Here is a 17,324-nt window from a genome sequence, read left to right as displayed (position 1 = left end):
TTATTTTTGTAACATGCTTTTGGTATTGCCATTTCAGTAGAGCATTTAATGAGTTTGAAGTTGTGTGACAGTGCTGGCTGCTTGTCGTTTTTCGTTAACAAGCGCGCGTGATGTGATTTTTATTTGATTCAGTAAGATACTAATTAGAGTAATGATATCCCGCAGGTAAATGAAGAGTTGATGTTTGTTATGTAATCAGAGTGTATGGCAGATTTTTCGGCAATACAAAGAAAGGTATATATACTATTTGCCACTTTAGTAGTGGCTTGCAACATGTCTACTCTGCAAACATCGTTGAATTTTATATTTTGAAAACTTTAGGCATGTTGTTTCTAACTCAATTTGTGTACGTGGTACTGCACTAAAAGTAAAGTGCATGTGCAAGGATTTGAAAGCATGATTTTTTAGGGTGCAAGTTAATTTCTGTTTCTAATATTTTTATATTATTTACAAAGAAATTAACGAAGTGATGTGGAACATTATGTCAAAAAGGCCAGCGCAGGTGACTTTGCTGGCACTGCCTAAGTAGTATTTGCGAGTATCGGAAGTCATAGTATCGGAAATCAATATACACACAAATTAGCACAGGGCCGCAGCTTTGGGCTAATTTTTGTACATTTAACTTTCTGCAAAGATTTTATTTGCCCAGCAAATCTATTTTTGACGGATAGAATAGATAACTCGTTTGATAAAAACTCTGCTGCTATAAGCAACTGCTTAATTGCTTAAGTTGTTCAATTATGTGAGATATACTATTCATGAAAATGTATCTTGATAGATGATGTCGTTGTATTCCGGATAAATCTTTCGATTTTTAACTATTTGCAATGTAAAGTTGCATTAATTGCTGTTTGATTGATTTTATTCAAATACAAAATTAGATTTGCATTTGATATAAAGGCTAAAGAGGAAAACAATTGCTTATTTTTTGTTTGCTCAATAGACTTATGCGCATTAAATGGAGTAGTGTAATTAAATATGTTAAATAATGCCACAGGACTTACTGCTCAGCAACGAGAAGCTGTAAGTGTGCTATCAATAGGGACTCTTTTAGAGTATTTTGACTTAATGTTGACTGTACACATGTCAATTTTTTTAAATGAGTTATTTTTTCCACAAAGTGATCCTATAGTTGTAAAACTATTTGCAGCTTTTACTTTCTCTGCAACATTTATTTTGAGGCCTATTGGCGGGTTTGTAATAGGATGGATTGGTGATAGAGTAGGTCGCAAGTCTACAATTATTATAACAACTAGTATCATGGCTGTCACATGCGTACTAATTGCAAATATTGGTACATATGAAGAAATTGGAATTACCGCAACTATTACAATGGTAATATGTAGGATGTTGCAAGGATTTTCTTCTTTAGGAGAGATTGTTGGAGCGCAGCTTTATTTAGCAGAAACTATAAAGCAGCCATATAGATATGTATGTAATGGTATCATTAGTATAGCTTCAAAAGCTGGAGGGTTATTTGCTTTAACTGTTGCTTCGTTTGCTATTTCCATGGATTTTAACTGGAGAATGGCTTTTTGGATAGGAGCTATAATAGCTGTTGTTGGTTTCGTTGCTAGAATGAGGCTTAGAGAGACTCCTGAGTTTGTAGACTTCAGACTCAGGATGAAGATAAAAGCAGAAATAAGCAAGCAAAATCCAAATATAGCAGAGAATTTATATGTATATAAGAAAAAAGCGGATAAAAAGATTATTTTAGCATATTGCTTTGCAGTATCAATGTCATCTGTTTGTTTTTATATGACATTTATCTACATGGGCAATTTTATGAAAGAAGTTTTGGGAATGAGCTATGAACAGGTTATTAATCAAAACTTGAGAGTTCATATAATGATAATACTTATAGTGTCATTTGCAGTATTCTTTCTTAAAAAATATCATCCTGTAAAAATGGCGAATATATTTACTTCGTTATTTTGTGTTTTATTGCCATTCCTGCCATATTGTCTTGATCATGCTTCGAGTGTTATTTCATTAACGTGTTTACAGCTTATAATGCTTCTCCCTGCTGCATTATCATTTGGAGTAGAAATTGCCTGTTTTAAGCATATACCTATTGCTAGGCGCTTTGTAATGATAGCAACAACATTTGGAGTATCTGTTGCTTTCTCAATATTAATAGTTTCGTTTAGTGTTATTCTTCTAACTGAGTACATAGGACATTATGCTGTTTTGATCATATATACTCCATCAGTGATTAGTTTCTTATGGGCAATAAAGTATATCAAAAAACTAGAAAAAAAGAGTGGTAAATATTTTAATTATCCAGATGAAAAAAATCTGAGATATCGAGATTCTGCATCATCTGATTATGAACAAAAGTATGATTTTGATGAAAAAGAAATTTATAGTGCTTATGATGCAAATTGTCAGCATTCACTGGATTTATTACGTATTGTGTCAGATCAAGCAAAATTGCAAGGTAGTAAGTTAAATCTGAAGCTAATAGAGAAGGCTATTATTTTTGCTAAGAAATGGCATGATGGTCAATTTAGAGATACAGGTGAGCCATTTTATTCTCATCCACTAGCGGTAGCAGGTATTATTGCAGAATATTACTGTAAAACTGACATTATTATAGCAGCAATACTCCATGATGTTATTGAAGATAGTGATTGCCCTGTTACATTGCTAGAAAAGGAATTTAATAAGAGAATTGCTACAATGGTTTATAAGCTCACAAAATTTAGAGTGATTGATGGCAGTATAGTAATGCTCACTCTGGAAGATATTATTAGGGAATTAAGAGAGGATCCTGAAGCTTTATTGATTAAGCAGATTGATAGATTGCATAACTTGCATACTATAAGTAGTAGACCACAAGAAAAGCAGATTAAAAATGCGGTAGAGAGCAATCGTTATTTAATGACAAGTAGTGCTTATACTGCGGATATCCTGAATATTAACAATAAATTTATGCTTGAAGATAGAATATTTAACTATTGTATGGATATTTTGATTAAATGTAGATCAAATCATAAGCTTTAATTATATAGCTGAAGTGCTATAAAATAGGCATAGCAAACGAGTATTTAGAATAAATTTTTGTTCGCTTGAAATCGGCAATGTCACTCTATTTTAAACGAAAAGCTGACTGAAAATTTATCAAAAAGACAAAGCTTGGCATGACTTTGTTATGCTGCCTTAGCTATATATCTCTGATAAATAGACTTCTTCTTCAAACGTTTGTTTCCAGGGCTCAATTGATTTGTCGCATTCTTTGGCCTTTAGTGGATGCTAATATAATGCGTATACACTTGTGCTTCCTTGTTGTGCTTCGTATGTTCCTTATATAGCTAAAGCGTCATAAAAAGATTATGACAAATAGTTTGTAAAGAGTTCATCAAGCGTACAGTTGGTATTACGTCGAATTTGTTTAGCTTGGGCCCATTTTTTCTCAATAGGATTTAAATCTGGAGAATATGGAGGCAAATAAAGCAATGTGTGGCAAGAATTTCCAATCAATTGCTGCATATCAACACCTTTATGAAAAGTTGCATTATCCATTACAATCACGCAATTTGGGGGAATATTGGGTAATAAAATGTTTTCCACCCAACATGTAAACACTGATGTATCAACCGATCCTGTTAGCAACCCAATAGCAACTAAAGTGCTTCCCATCAAAGCCCCAATAGCATTCGTTCTTGTCTTTGGCACCCCAATCATGCTTGCCATAGCAACGCCGTCCCTTAATCGAATAACCATGTGTTCTAGGCATATCGTGAGCAAAGCCGCTTTCATCAATATAAACAATTTGCTTCCCTTCATTTTCCAAATCAGCAATCCTTTGGCAAAACATAGATCTTTTTTCTGGATCCGCTTTTGGATGATTTAGAGTTTTTTTTATAGCTAACACCTAAGCGATATTGCGCATCTCTTATCCCGGTTGTACTAGCACACAGGCGTGCTGCCCTTTCATAGCAATAGCTATCTGGATACTCTTCTATATCCTTCTTGAGTGCTACAACGTCTATTTTGCTCCATTTCTTATGCCTATACTTTTGTGGTTCAATATTTTGACTCCAACGAAATATTGCAGCTTTGGATATTCCAAATTTCTTCGCAACCTCAGAAAATGATAACTCTTCTTTTGCCTTGATCTTTAATATCTTTTTTCTGAATGAGAGCGGATAGGTCATTTTTTTCTCTATAGTTATACCTTTGATAGCATAGCATAGCAAATCCTTCACTCATACTCCTTTTATAACGCTTTTGCTATAATTGCCTCACTGAAGCAGGCGTTTGAAGAAGTTTCATTGAGAAGTGGTATTGATTATAAGCATGCTCTTTGTTGAAAGTGTCATATACGAAGTTAGACTTCAAAAAGAGCTAGGAAAAATTGAGTGGTATGTGTATACAAAATAGAAGGCGCCAATTTTGAAAAGTATGACAAGCATACATATAACATGAAATAGTCTGAAGTATTAAAATATTAGGCAGTACTAGCATGTGTAGTCTGCAGTACTGATGTTACCGCTTGAATGGAATATTATAGAAGCTTGATTGTTAGTACTTAAAAGTGTTAAGGATTGAGTGTCCTGCTGCTTTCTATTATTTCTTTTTGTCTAAACATTTTCTTAGTACTCTTAACTTATGTTTAATGGACTTTGTACTGCTCTGGTTACGCCATTTTGTTCTAGTGCTGTTGATATAGATAGTCTAAAGAAGCTGCTGGATTATCAAATTTCTGCTGGTGTAGATAGTTTTTTAGTTCTTGGAACAACGGGTGAAGCGCCTACGATAAGTGACAGTGAACGAGATATTATCATTAAATATGTTGTGAAGCATGTTGCTGGAAGCGCAAAAGTGATGGTTGGTGCCAGTAGCAATTCAACTGCTCAGGTTGTTAAGTACGCAAAGCAAGCAAAAAGCTTGGGCGCAGATTGTATTTTGGTTTCAGCTCCTTATTACAATAAGCCGACACAAAGTGGCATCCTTGCACATTATCAGACTATTTGTCAGAGTACTGATATTCCTATTATAATATATAATATTCCTGGTAGAGCGGCTGTTAATATTAGTGATGAGACTATAGCCCAAATTGCGTCTTTGAAAAATGTAATTGGCATTAAGGATGCAACCGGTGATATAAGTCGTCCATTGGCTCTTGCGACTCTGTTAGAAAAGTCAGGAAATAGTAATTTTATACAACTGACTGGGAATGATGATAATGCTGTTGCGTTTAATGTACATGGAGGGCAAGGTTGTATCTCAGTGACAGCAAATATAGCGCCAAAATTATGCAAACGAGTGCAAGAGCTGACAGCATCTGGTAAATATGTGGAAGCGCTGTTATTACAGAGGAAACTTTTAGAATTACATAATGCAATGTTTTGTGAAACAAATCCAGCGCCTGTTAAGTATGCTGCATATTCGCTAGATTTAATAGAATCGTCAGAGCTTAGGCTGCCACTTGTTCAAATTTCTGAGCAGAGTCAACGTACAATACTAAATGCAATACATTCAATTGGAGATGATTTGTGTTAGATCCTATAAAAAATAATGATCTGTATGGACATGATAAAATCTCTGAGTTTTTTTTAGATTCTGTACTTTCAGATAGGTTGCCGCACGCACTTTTATTTTTAGGGCAAAGTAGTATAGGAAAAGCAACATTTGCATATCAACTAGTAAAGTTTTTATTTTTATATGATACATATGGGAAGGAGATTCTGGAACGTGACAATACGCTCTCTTTTAGACAAGCGAGCATGTTTGGAACATGTGAAAACCAAGGAGATGAGGCTAATTTTTCTATACAAGGAACTTTAAAATCATTTTCTCAAGATCCAATATTAAAGCGTATTGAGCATTATTCACATACAGATTTTATGGTGTTACGTGATGAGTTTACCAGCTCACTTGAGTCTAAGAAAAATAGAGGTATTTTAATTGATGAAGTTAGAGTTGCAATACAATTTTTACAATCTACTCCTGCTTTTGGAAACTATCGAGTTGTCATAATAGATTCAGCTGACTATATGAATAGCTATGCTGCAAATGCTTTGTTAAAGACTTTAGAGGAGCCAGGGAAAAATACTATGCTTATACTTATAGCAAGTGGCATGCGGAATATTCCTGCTACATTGCTATCAAGATGCAGAGTGATAAAATTTTCTCAAATATCATATAGTGATTTTTGCAGAATTTGTGGTGAGAAATCTAAGAATTTGCCTATTGAAATTTATAATCTTATTGGTGGGAACGTACAGTTATTACAAAGTATTTTAGATATGGAATTTAGCGGATTGGAGAAGATATCAAAAATTCATAACTTTCAAGATATTAATGATATAATAGAATGGGCTAAAACTGATTCATCTGTTGTGTTAGTATTGAAAATAGCTATTCTCCGCTTAGTTGTGCGCAAGGTGAAAATAGAGGTTGCTGGAAGGAATTTCGGGAAAAAAGAAGCAGAAGAGAGTGTAATGCTATTCGATAAATTGTATAAATTGCTGTATGACACTGATGGTTTATATATGAATCAGGAGAATGTACTAGCATCTGCCTTGTTTTTACTAAATAAAGCAAAATGGTAGTTTGAGTTATGATGAGATTTTTTCAAGCGTTCGGATTTATAATTATCATATCTACTGTGATTTTAATAGATCAATTCTCTAAGCAAAGTGTTATTGAATATTTTCATAAAAATGGTGAGTTGGAGAATGAACTCCACGAAGATCATATAGTAGTGACACTTGATTGTTTAAGTATATTTAAATCTGGTAATTTAAAGCATGAATTTGACGGTATAATTACAGAATCAAGTTCAGAGTCAGACTCGAACAATATATGTGATAATATATCTGAAATGCATTTGATATATAGGCCAATTGTCATTACAAGCTTTTTCAATTTGTCATATGTGTGGAATCATGGAATTACATTTGGGATGTTTAATACGCATGATAGAAGTCAGTTGTTTATAATATGTGTTTCTGTAGTTATAATATTGTATTTCCTTTATTTAGTTAGATATTTAATTTATGAGAATATAGGTGTGATGCTTGGATGTGGGATGATAATAGGTGGTGCAATTGCAAATATCATTGATAGGATAAAATTTGGAGCTGTATTTGATTTTCTAGATTTTCATGTTGTTGGTTATCATTATCCTTCATTTAACATTGCAGATGCAGCAATAGTAATTGGTGTAGCTTTAGTCTGCTTTATTTTATGTAAATCAAAAAAGATTTAGCGTCAGAAGCTTTGCTTTACGCATAATATACTTCTGTTATTTCTTGTTATCATATTTGATAGTCTGTCCGTCAAAAATCGATTTGCTTGCACAAATAAATTTTTGTATAAGTTAAATGTATAAAAATTAGCTTAGAAGCGGTAGTGCCTAACAAAATCCATAAGGTTTTTGGCAACTTCACCACTTTTTCTGTTGGATTTTCGGTGCATAATAATTGTTTATAACCAACATAAATTCCACGCTTTTTAGAGTTATGACGCAAGCGACTTGATATTATAGTAAATTAAGTTGAGGTTTACGTATTAAAGAATTGAACCAAAGCATTATATAATTTATCCACTGTGTTAGTTTTAAGTTTGATCCATCGTTTCATATTAGCCCAAAATTTCTCTATAGGATTCAAATCAGGAGAGTAAGGTGGCAGAAAAATTACTCTGCAACCAACAGATTCAATTAGATCCTTAGTTTTTTGTGAACGATGGAATGTAGCGTTATCCATTACTACAACTTGTCCAGGTTTTAGTTCTTTTATCAAAAACTCTTCAACCCAAGCTTCAAATAATTTTGTATTACAAGAGCCATTAAATATTCCAGGCGCTATCGGTCTATTATTGACCAATCCAGATATAATATTAGTTCTTTCGTAATATTTACCACTCTTCTTACAAACAAGCTTTTCTCCTTTCTTGCACCATCCTCTGTCTTGGCAAATATTCATATCAATGCCACTTTCATCTATATATACAAGACTTTGAGGACGCATCCTTTTTATGACTTCTTGGTAGGACTTGCGCTTTTCTTCACTTGCTTCCACATACGTGTAGTTTTTTTTATAACTGTAGCCTAGCTTACGAAGCCAATATAACGCACCTGATGCACTCATACCAAAATGTGCTCCCATTTCGGATAAAATAAAATCAGCCTTGCTATTTACGTATATTGCAACTTCTTCCGCATTTATTCTTCCTTTTTTACCACCTACCTTTCTTGACGAATAGCTTCCTTCTAAAGTATATCTTTTATACCAATTCCTTACCGTGTTTGATGCTATTTCAAATTTTATCGAGGCGCTTTCGCAGCTATTACCTCTTTCTACATATGTGATTACTTTTTTCCGAAAATCTTCGCTGTATGAGGATGGCATTTTCTTTTAAGAATAACACACATATGCGCAAACTTCAACTTGATTTACTATATATCAATTTTTAAACTTTGGTTGGCTATGATGCTGATTTACGTTGTTGTTTTATTTTAGTTATATTGTGTGTTTCGTGATTATGAATATTTAAAAATTGTCTCAAGATTTCCATATCTTCATCGGATAATTTTGAATCAATTTCATGATTGTTAGAGTTATTTTTGGAAGTTTGAAATTCTCGATCTTTAAAGGATTGATATATATCTAGTAGCTTTATTATTACAGTATTTATAGCGATAAATGCTGTAAGTACACTACTTTTGCTTTTGTTATTGCTTGAAATTATCTGATTTATGTCATTTGTTTGTTTGATATAAATAGAGATGAGATTTAGTAAGTCTTGCACTACTGCGCTAGTTTTTTTTAGTAAACGATCTCTATCTTTTTTGTGTTTTTTACTGTTTTCGTATTTCATAGTTGAAGCTTAACTTATATGATTTTGCTTAAAGCATTGAGGAGGTGAGCAAAGGTTTTAAGTTATTAATGATATGGCAAATACCATAGGTAAATGAAGAATTGGTATAACTTGAGTTACTGATTAATAATCAGAAATATATTTGTATGAAGATTTTAAGAGCATAATTTTTCATAGTATTGTTAATTTCTATGCATAACACTTTTGCATATTTGCAAAGAAATGGACAAGGTAATATGAAAAATTAGGCAAAAAAGCTTATATAGTCCGTCCACCAAAAATTGATTTGCGTGCGCAAATATAAATTTTTGTGGAGAAGTGAAATGTGCACAAATTAGTCCAGTACTTAGCACTGCGCTAATTTTTGGGTATATTATTACTTATGTGCCCCGCGCAAACACTGCTTTCGCAACATCCGTAAGTTTTTTGCGTTTATTATAACATTTTTTTACGGATTTAAAGCGCTATTTTGACACTCATGGCAGCATTTCATGCTTGTTCCGAGACTTTTTGGCGCGCGTACTATATAATCACTTTGTTAATAGTACTGACAACTATGATTATAAAAACTCAGAATTTGGCAAAGATAATATTATAACGCCAACTCTGGATAAGGCTATATTTTACAAGGGATGAAAGTTAAAATTTAAAGATGGTTTGTTTTTCTTGAAGGCATAAGCAACAAGAGCAGCAAGAATATTAACAAATGCGTTAATAGGAGATCTGTGCCTTGTATGCTCGATATTCATTTTATTTTTTAAATAATCGAATACAGTTTCTATTATAGTTTGTTTTCGGAGTAAAATTTTATCTCTGAGGGTCATTAATTTGTTTTGCATGTTTTTTCTTATGCTATGCACCATTTTAAGACCTCTTTCATACAAATTGAGAAACAGATTTTGCTTTATATAGCCTTTATCTACGTAAACTGTACCAAGCAAATCTTTTGTTAATTTGGGAACTGGGACTCTATCATCTACATTTCCTTTTGTGATCTGCAAAGCAACAAATTCGCCTTTTTCATTAGACCTCTTGCATAACCTATTTAAAGCTCAAAGTTATAGATACCAGCAAGTAAATTAAACCTTAAACCGAATCGTTTTCTTCTGTTCCTATAACGATCAGCGATAATTTTAAATCGTTTGATCATGCCTATGACGTTTTCATTTAAAACACGTTCACTAGACAATTGACGATTTTTCTTTTTATCTTTCCTGCTTAGTGGTCGCTTTTTTGTCTTTTTCTTTGGTAACTCTGAATTATAATGCAACTTATCAATGCCTTGATAACCAGTATCTGTAAGAACTTTAATCTCAGGGTGGATGTGAACTCCGGATTCTTTAAATAACCTGAAATCATGACGCTTGCCATTAGAAAAATTAGTGCAAATGATTTCTTTTTTCCTTTTATCCACAATAAGCTGAGTTTTTAGAGTATGTCGCCTCTTTTTTCCCGAATAAAAGTGCTTCTGTTTTTTTTAGGTCGTTCTATCGGTGTTTCAGTAGCATCAATTAACACAAGTTCGTATTCAGAATCGCTTTTTAGTAATGCTTTACGTCCAGGTAGTGAAAATCGTTTATCTTTAATTAGAGTATCTTCAATCCAACGTATATTACGATAACAGGCACTTTCACTTATTCCATAACTGCGGGAAATATGAAAATATGTCCTGTATTCACGCAAGTACTCAAGCGTCATGAGTAATCGATCTTCTAAAGCCAATTTATTGGGTTTTCCACCTTGAGACTTTAAAATAGCTTCAGCTTCTTTTAATATACTTAGTATAACTTCAAACGTTCCTCGTTTAATGCCAGTAAGCCTGCGAAACTCTTCTGCGTATTCATCTTTGATGTTTTCAAACTTCATGTTATCCTTGATAAAATCAAGGATTTTAATCAATTTATATGGTTATGCAAGAGGTCTATTGATAATTAAATGTAATTTAAATCCATAAAAATAACCCATGGTGGACTTGCTATATTTGGCGATGCCTTTAAAAACTTTATTACTAGATTGTCTTTTTGCGTGACAAACTTTAATCGGCGTAGAATCCATAAAATACACACCTGTTTTCTCGCCGAATAATAAGTGCAGGAGTATATTTAATGGCATAAAAAGTCTTGTCATCAGCGCAATAAAGCGATTATAGCTTACAGCTTTTGGGAAATCATTCTTATGAAGATATTCCACATATGTTTTATAAAAATACTTAAAATTCTTTGAATGCGATGTGTGATACATTATCACAATTGTCAGCATTTCACTAAGGCTCATTGAGCATAAACGATTCCTCTGAGCAAAAGACGGCAATAACTTGCTCTTCTCATGCGCAGAATAAATTTTGCAAAAATCATCTACAAAACAATATAATTCTGTTATATCTTTCTTCATACCTGTGCCATGCTTCTTCTATAAAAAAATTATGTAGCACAGGTATTATCTATTAGACCTCTTGCATAACCTATTTAAAGCTCAAAGTTATAGATACCAGCAAGTAAATTAAACCTTAAACCGAATCGTTTTCTTCTGTTCCTATAACGATCAGCGATAATTTTAAATCGTTTGATCATGCCTATGACGTTTTCATTTAAAACACGTTCACTAGACAATTGACGATTTTTCTTTTTATCTTTCCTGCTTAGTGGTCGCTTTTTTGTCTTTTTCTTTGGTAACTCTGAATTATAATGCAACTTATCAATGCCTTGATAACCAGTATCTGTAAGAACTTTAATCTCAGGGTGGATGTGAACTCCGGATTCTTTAAATAACCTGAAATCATGACGCTTGCCATTAGAAAAATTAGTGCAAATGATTTCTTTTTTCCTTTTATCCACAATAAGCTGAGTTTTTAGAGTATGTCGCCTCTTTTTTCCCGAATAAAAGTGCTTCTGTTTTTTTTAGGTCGTTCTATCGGTGTTTCAGTAGCATCAATTAACACAAGTTCGTATTCAGAATCGCTTTTTAGTAATGCTTTACGTCCAGGTAGTGAAAATCGTTTATCTTTAATTAGAGTATCTTCAATCCAACGTATATTACGATAACAGGCACTTTCACTTATTCCATAACTGCGGGAAATATGAAAATATGTCCTGTATTCACGCAAGTACTCAAGCGTCATGAGTAATCGATCTTCTAAAGCCAATTTATTGGGTTTTCCACCTTGAGACTTTAAAATAGCTTCAGCTTCTTTTAATATACTTAGTATAACTTCAAACGTTCCTCGTTTAATGCCAGTAAGCCTGCGAAACTCTTCTGCGTATTCATCTTTGATGTTTTCAAACTTCATGTTATCCTTGATAAAATCAAGGATTTTAATCAATTTATATGGTTATGCAAGAGGTCTATTGTATACCTACCTTATATAACTTCCAAAAAATATAGCCTTATCCAGAATTGGCTTTATAAGAATTTTCACACATCAAACTTGTGTTATGTTGATTTTAGCGTGAAGCATTGAAAGCTTGGAAGCTTTCTTTTATGAAAAGTAAAGCGCATATAGAGATTGGAGCTATAACATTTAAATAGACAAGCCAAAATAGACTTGGATGTGTGAGTGTGATGTTATTAAAAAGTATAGCGCATCCGACAAGTATAATAGAGTATATGATGATAAAAACTGTTCTTCTCCAATAATGTTCTCTATTGCAATGTCTATATAAAGAGATTATGCAGCTTAGTATTGGGAAAACTATGCAAAATAGTGGCCATGTAATTCTTTGGTGTGCATGAGCCTTTAGCATAGAAGAATCTACTCCTAAATCGTTAGATTTAATAATATCTTGTACAAAGAATTCTGAAGGCTCTTGCGATTTATGTAGTTTTTGCTTGCTAAGTTCAATCTCCATGGAGTATAGATCGAATGATATCATCGAAATTTTGTTGTTAGTGCTATTTTTATGCTGACTTGTTCCATCTTTGACTGACAAATTTATAACATTTCCATCTATATTAAACTCTCCATATCTTGCTGTAATGGTTGCAGCATTTTGCTTTTCTCTGGCGTCGTATATCATAATATTAGAGAATGCATTAGTTCCAATTTTATTCCCTACATATATTGTAATTCCTGGAATCTGGCTGGAAAATGAATTCTCTATTAAAAATGCTGATATATAGTTATTCTGCAGTAAAAAATAGAGATCCTTAAATTTTTTATATGATTTTGGCATAATATAAAATGAGCTACAATATGCAATTATAGTCATAAAGATGCCAAATAGCATGAAGGGTAGGGCAATTCTTATCTTCCCAATGCCAGAAGTTTGAAGTACCAACAATTCATTATTTGCATATAATCTGCTTAGTGCAATTGTTGACGCTGCTAGCGTTCCAAGTGGTAATATTGTGAAATTTAGGTAGGGTAACAAATACATGGCTAGTTTAAAGAAATCATAGATAGTAATACCTTTATTGACGATAAGTTGCATGAGTTGTGAGGTATGCACTACCCAAACTATAGCGGTAAATACTGTGCAGAGCACAAGGCAGTATTTCAGAAGCTGTTTTAGTAAATAGTTCGTGTAGATTTTCATCTTGATAAATTTTGGCGTATTTAAAATATCATTCTAGCGTTTGCTTGAGATTGAAAAAATGCATATTATACCAACTTCCACAAATAACAGAACATCTGATCTTCGTCTTTTGTAAAAATTTAAGCACGCGCATGGCCGCTGTACTTATAGTACAGCTTGCTTAAATCTCATCTTAAATTTTTTAAAAAATATGCAGCAAATATATGCTGTTATTTGTGGGAGTTGGTATTAGTTATTAGTTATCTCTCTCTAGGTTGGTGAAAATATATTTAGACGATTTGCCAATTATAAAATAATTGGTAAATCGCGTGATAGACACTGCAGGCAAAGCCAGTTGTGCGGACCTTTTTGGCTTGATTTTTAAGTATTACCTAGTTAATTTCTTCGCGAATATATACAATATATGACTCAGAAATTCAATTGTACTATAAAAAATCATGCAGTTAAAATTCACGCGCGTAGTTATGACGCAGGCGATTTTCTATATATTGTAAAATTCGCCATAACTCTCTTTACGCAAGAAGCTGTCAAATCCAAATTTCACAACAGGAATTATTGGTTCTGGTAGGTTGGTGATAGAGAACCAATCAATGGCATCTTGTTTAGTAGGTTCTCTATTTTTCGGGATTTGTCCATTTGGTAGTTCAGCCAGGAAAAACATTTCAATTGATCGAAAAATGGATCCAGGTTCGATAAAATTATTACTATCTGCTAGTGAAACCACAACTACTAATTTGGGTGGAACATCTAAGTGTATACCAATTTCTTCAATAGTTTCCCGCATTATAGCTTGTTGTGGAGTTTCACCATCTTCGATTGTTCCAGTAACGCAATGCCAGCGTCCTGGCCAAAATCTCTGAGTTTGACTGCGCCTGGATAAAAATACCTTATCACCATTTCTTAAAATTAGATGTGGAACTACAATCGTTAAATGTAACATATTTATTTCAATTTAAGCATTTACCTCATAGGAACGCCTAAGTTTGCAGAAATTTTTGCAAGTAGTTTAGGATTATTCCAGTCGTTTACAGCTTGTACTATGGCGTTTGCCCGCTTTTCTGGATTTTCACTAAGGAAAATTCCGCTTCCAACAAAAACTGCTTCTGCACCGAGAGCCATGCAAAGTGCGGCATCTGCTGGAGTTGCAATCCCACCAGCTGCGAAAAATGGCACTGGCAATTTTTTAGCATTTTTAGTAGCCATCAAAAGGTCAAGTGGTACTCTTTTGTGAGAAGCTAAATCTCTAACTTCTGCGTCTGTGATATATTGCAATGTATTGATTGCTGATGTTACTTCTTTCAAGTGTTTTACAGCCTCTGCAATATTTCCGGTGCCTGCTTGTCCTTTGCAACGAATTAATGATGCTCCTTCGTCTATTCTTCTTAGTGCATCCCAAAGGCTTGTGCATCCGCACACAAATGGCGTAATGAATTTTTTCTTATTGATGTATGCACTCTCGTCTGTCTTTGTTAATACTTCACTCTCATCTATACAATCAACATCAAGTGCCTCTAATATTTGTGCCTCAACAAAGTGTCCTATTCTACATTTCGCCATTACAGGAATTGAGACGGCACTCTGTATCTCTTGAATCATTGCAGTGTCACTTGCTCTTGCAATTCCGCCTTCTTTTATGATGAGTGCAGGAACTCTTTCAAGAGCCATTACTGCACTTGCTCCGGCTTTCTCAGCTATAACTGCTTGTTCTTTTGTCATTACATCCATAATGACACCGTTTCTCAACATTTCTATAAAATGAACATTTGTATTCATTGTATAACCTCATTTATTATTTCGCTGCGCAAGATTTTAGAAAATAGTCACTGAAATATGTATTAAAAAGGTATGAATGACCAAAACGATTATATATTAATTATGATCTAGAGTTCTAATGATCGATTTTCAGTACTACTACATAGCTTGGGCATTATAACATCAAACTTTCAAGAAATCACCCAAAATCCAAAAGCTGAATTGCGTAATAGGCTTATATTTATGATTAAATATTACAAATAGAATTCATTCAATGTTTATAGTATGGAATTATATGTATTGCGTTGTTACGAATGATTTTTAAAAGAAATTTAGGATCTTGTGCTTTGATCGCTATTTTATTGCTCTGGTATTATTTGGCAAATAAATAATATAATGTTTAATTTGTGTATCTTACAACAGATATGCTTTTTAGAGTGGAAACAGATACTAATCGAATTTAGTGTGATACTAAAGGATATTTTATTCATTAGTCGCTAAATATCATTTTGGTATACCGCAGGTAAATGAAGAGTTGGTATTGAATTTATAGGCGCATGTATAAAACAAATATATAAGGAGCGTTCTAAAAAAGGTGCTAATAGACTTCTTCTTCAAACGTTTGTTCCAGTGGCCAATTGCTTGATCATATCATTTGCCTTCAGATGTTCGTGTACTTCTGATGCATTTTATGTTCCAAGCGCGCGCTGTATTTTCCTGCACTTGCCTAAACTTGGCAGTAAGTTTTAAAAAGAAGTCTAATTTTGAAAAGTATAACGAGTATACTTCTGCCATACATAAATTGTGGAGTTAGCTGGTCTTCCACGATCCATTTTTTTCTTGTATCAACACAGTATTGATGCCACACGCCATTAATTTATTTTGTATTGCACTAGCTTTTTCTGCGAGCGTAACGCTGTTTTCATACATCCACATTATTCTTTCTCGATCTTGAATATTTTGTAGAACAGAGTCATTGATTTCCATATCAAAATCAAAAAAGAACGTAAATCTTGACATTAGTGGATTATCATTCACATCTAACGTAATATATGCAGACTGCTCTTTTATATATTTATCTTTGTATGTACTGTGCGGAATGAAAGAAAGTTGTGAATATGTCCAAATAAGCATATCATAATATTCAACTTCAGCATCATTTGTGCAAACAATTTGTACTGTTTTTTCTTTTGTAAAAAGATTTTCTAACAGCTTTGGAAACGCTGATTTAATTGGAGCTGTTTGTAATTGGTAAAAATTTGCCTGTAGCATTTGATGATTTAAATAAAATCTAGTTTAAAAAATGTTTGAATTTTTTGTTGCTCTGCTTTTTGGTTTGATGCTAGGTAATTTTGGAACAAGCTTGTTGTTTAGGATTCCTAGGCAAATTCCAGTAGATGCATTTTTATTAGATAGCAGCGAGGGTAACCCATTTTGTTCAATTTGTCACCATAAGCTGAAGTTTTATGAATATCTGCCAGTAATTGGGTGGTTTTATACAATGGGCAGGTGCAGTTATTGTAGAGAAAAGATTAACAAGGTCTATTGGATATTAGAAAGCGGGAGTGCTGTTTGGTCTTTATTTTGCTATGTTAAGTATGGATTTATCGATGAATATTTCATCATAACAACTATTGGAGCAATTCTCTTAACTCAAGGGTTGATATATTCTACATCTGGTGTCATTAGCACTCATTTAAATATCATAACTTTTATGTTGGGAGTTCTTTATGCAATGGTAGAGCAGCAAAGTGCAATAGATATTTTTATAAAAATATCTATTGCACTCATGATTTATATTTCTATCATGCGAATCCTTAATTCATTTAAGCTACTTGGTGCTTTGCAAGAATGGTTTTTTCATGCAAGGTTGAACTTTAGAGTAGATATGCCGATTGTTATATTTTCACTTGTTGTGTGGCTTGCATATTTTGATCTCTCGATCATAGCCTGCTTTTTTTTCTTTGCTGTATTCTTTATATGTTCAAGGGCGGTTAGGCGTGTTAAATTATAAAGTAGCATCTTGAGTAATAACTCTAAGAAGTATAGGATTTATATTGGTTGCAAGCAATGATGATGCACCTAAAGTCTAGCGGAAAAAGAAGCGAAATTGCCAAAAATCTTATGGATTTTGCTAGTAATGCAACAAGTTTTAAGAAGAAGTCTATTGGACAAATTATATATCTGAAAAATAGCATGTTGCCTTCC

16 protein-coding genes and 1 pseudogene are annotated in these 17,324 nt (G+C 33.3%); 5 read left to right on the top strand and 12 right to left on the bottom strand.

Annotation, left to right across the window (positions count from 1 at the left end):
* The first annotated feature begins 978 nt into the window (after window positions 1-978).
* A complete protein-coding gene (locus AACL20_RS04830) occupies window positions 979-3,006 on the top strand; it encodes an MFS transporter (protein WP_339051862.1) in 2,028 nt (675 codons plus the stop codon).
* 327 nt (window positions 3,007-3,333) lie between these two features.
* Here AACL20_RS04830 and AACL20_RS04825 read toward each other — a convergent pair whose 3' ends face one another.
* Complete coding sequence (locus tag AACL20_RS04825; RefSeq protein ID WP_339051861.1) at window positions 3,334-3,789, bottom strand: transposase; 456 nt, start codon at window positions 3,787-3,789, stop codon at window positions 3,334-3,336.
* A gap of 8 nt (window positions 3,790-3,797) precedes the next feature.
* Entirely contained in the window at window positions 3,798-4,211 is a 414-nt protein-coding gene (locus AACL20_RS04820) for an IS630 transposase-related protein (protein WP_339051860.1), read from the bottom strand.
* 403 nt (window positions 4,212-4,614) lie between these two features.
* On the opposite strand from AACL20_RS04820, the gene dapA reads away from it, so the two are divergent.
* The 3 genes from dapA to lspA are packed head-to-tail and all read left to right on the top strand — an operon-like array spanning window position 4,615 to window position 7,219.
* A complete protein-coding gene (gene dapA, locus AACL20_RS04815) occupies window positions 4,615-5,508 on the top strand; it encodes a 4-hydroxy-tetrahydrodipicolinate synthase (RefSeq protein ID WP_339051859.1) in 894 nt (297 codons plus the stop codon).
* Complete coding sequence (locus tag AACL20_RS04810) at window positions 5,502-6,560, top strand: hypothetical protein (RefSeq protein ID WP_339051858.1); 1,059 nt, start codon at window positions 5,502-5,504, stop codon at window positions 6,558-6,560. The genes dapA and AACL20_RS04810 overlap by 7 nt, the downstream gene beginning before the upstream one ends.
* 56 nt (window positions 6,561-6,616) lie before the next feature.
* A complete protein-coding gene (lspA, locus tag AACL20_RS04805; RefSeq protein WP_339051857.1) occupies window positions 6,617-7,219 on the top strand; it encodes a signal peptidase II in 603 nt (200 codons plus the stop codon).
* A gap of 295 nt (window positions 7,220-7,514) precedes the next feature.
* On the opposite strand, the gene AACL20_RS04800 is transcribed toward lspA, so the two are convergent.
* The 10 genes and pseudogenes from AACL20_RS04800 to AACL20_RS04755 form a co-directional block, all read right to left on the bottom strand.
* Complete coding sequence (locus AACL20_RS04800; protein ID WP_339051856.1) at window positions 7,515-8,363, bottom strand: IS630 family transposase; 849 nt, start codon at window positions 8,361-8,363, stop codon at window positions 7,515-7,517.
* 76 nt (window positions 8,364-8,439) lie between these two features.
* Entirely contained in the window at window positions 8,440-8,832 is a 393-nt protein-coding gene (locus tag AACL20_RS04795) for a hypothetical protein (RefSeq protein WP_339041840.1), read from the bottom strand.
* Window positions 8,833-9,455: 623 nt separating this feature from the next.
* Window positions 9,456-9,848 (bottom strand): annotated as a pseudogene (locus AACL20_RS04790) (transposase); the annotation flags it as partial.
* A 29-nt stretch (window positions 9,849-9,877) separates the two neighbouring features.
* A protein-coding gene (locus tag AACL20_RS04785; protein WP_339051669.1) for an IS5 family transposase occupies window positions 9,878-10,698 on the bottom strand; the annotation gives its coding sequence in 2 pieces (ribosomal slippage) (window positions 9,878-10,311 and window positions 10,311-10,698; 822 coding nt in all).
* A gap of 42 nt (window positions 10,699-10,740) precedes the next feature.
* A complete protein-coding gene (locus tag AACL20_RS04780; protein WP_339051855.1) occupies window positions 10,741-11,223 on the bottom strand; it encodes a transposase in 483 nt (160 codons plus the stop codon).
* 74 nt (window positions 11,224-11,297) lie between these two features.
* Window positions 11,298-12,118 (bottom strand): IS5 family transposase gene (locus AACL20_RS04775; protein ID WP_339051669.1). Its coding sequence is split into 2 segments (ribosomal slippage): window positions 11,298-11,731 and window positions 11,731-12,118, totalling 822 coding nucleotides; the frame shifts between segments, so codons are not numbered across the junction.
* 154 nt (window positions 12,119-12,272) lie between these two features.
* Entirely contained in the window at window positions 12,273-13,364 is a 1,092-nt protein-coding gene (locus AACL20_RS04770; RefSeq protein ID WP_339051854.1) for an LptF/LptG family permease, read from the bottom strand.
* A gap of 481 nt (window positions 13,365-13,845) precedes the next feature.
* Window positions 13,846-14,304, bottom strand: a complete 459-nt coding sequence (locus AACL20_RS04765) for an NUDIX domain-containing protein (RefSeq protein ID WP_339051853.1) — start codon at window positions 14,302-14,304, stop codon at window positions 13,846-13,848.
* A 20-nt stretch (window positions 14,305-14,324) separates the two neighbouring features.
* On the bottom strand, window positions 14,325-15,137 hold the full coding sequence (gene pdxS / locus AACL20_RS04760; protein WP_339051852.1) for a pyridoxal 5'-phosphate synthase lyase subunit PdxS: 813 nt from the start codon (window positions 15,135-15,137) through the stop codon (window positions 14,325-14,327).
* 789 nt (window positions 15,138-15,926) lie between these two features.
* Window positions 15,927-16,388, bottom strand: coding sequence for a DNA polymerase III subunit chi (locus tag AACL20_RS04755; protein WP_339051851.1), 462 nt, complete (start codon window positions 16,386-16,388; stop codon window positions 15,927-15,929).
* A 31-nt stretch (window positions 16,389-16,419) separates the two neighbouring features.
* Here AACL20_RS04755 and AACL20_RS04750 point away from each other — a divergent pair, with 31 nt between their 5' ends.
* On the top strand, window positions 16,420-17,130 hold the full coding sequence (locus AACL20_RS04750; RefSeq protein ID WP_339051850.1) for a prepilin peptidase: 711 nt from the start codon (window positions 16,420-16,422) through the stop codon (window positions 17,128-17,130).
* Window positions 17,131-17,324 lie beyond the last annotated feature (194 nt).

This window comes from Candidatus Lariskella endosymbiont of Epinotia ramella (assembly GCF_964019805.1).
Lineage (GTDB): Bacteria > Pseudomonadota > Alphaproteobacteria > Rickettsiales > Midichloriaceae > Lariskella.
Note: the sequence above shows the minus strand (reverse complement) of the source record. Positions and strands in the feature narration are given on the sequence as shown.

Excerpts from the sequence above, each read along its gene's own strand:
- AACL20_RS04830 (WP_339051862.1), top strand. The coding sequence starts at position 979 with ATGTTAAATAATGCCACAGGACTTACTGCTCAGCAACGAGAAGCTGTA.
- AACL20_RS04825 (WP_339051861.1), bottom strand. The coding sequence starts at position 3,789 with ATGAAGGGAAGCAAATTGTTTATATTGATGAAAGCGGCTTTGCTCACG.
- dapA (WP_339051859.1), top strand. The coding sequence starts at position 4,615 with ATGTTTAATGGACTTTGTACTGCTCTGGTTACGCCATTTTGTTCTAGT.
- AACL20_RS04800 (WP_339051856.1), bottom strand. The coding sequence starts at position 8,363 with ATGCCATCCTCATACAGCGAAGATTTTCGGAAAAAAGTAATCACATAT.
- AACL20_RS04795 (WP_339041840.1), bottom strand. The coding sequence starts at position 8,832 with ATGAAATACGAAAACAGTAAAAAACACAAAAAAGATAGAGATCGTTTA.
- AACL20_RS04780 (WP_339051855.1), bottom strand. The coding sequence starts at position 11,223 with ATGAAGAAAGATATAACAGAATTATATTGTTTTGTAGATGATTTTTGC.
- AACL20_RS04770 (WP_339051854.1), bottom strand. The coding sequence starts at position 13,364 with ATGAAAATCTACACGAACTATTTACTAAAACAGCTTCTGAAATACTGC.
- AACL20_RS04765 (WP_339051853.1), bottom strand. The coding sequence starts at position 14,304 with ATGTTACATTTAACGATTGTAGTTCCACATCTAATTTTAAGAAATGGT.
- pdxS (WP_339051852.1), bottom strand. The coding sequence starts at position 15,137 with ATGAATACAAATGTTCATTTTATAGAAATGTTGAGAAACGGTGTCATT.
- AACL20_RS04755 (WP_339051851.1), bottom strand. The coding sequence starts at position 16,388 with ATGCTACAGGCAAATTTTTACCAATTACAAACAGCTCCAATTAAATCA.
- AACL20_RS04750 (WP_339051850.1), top strand. The coding sequence starts at position 16,420 with ATGTTTGAATTTTTTGTTGCTCTGCTTTTTGGTTTGATGCTAGGTAAT.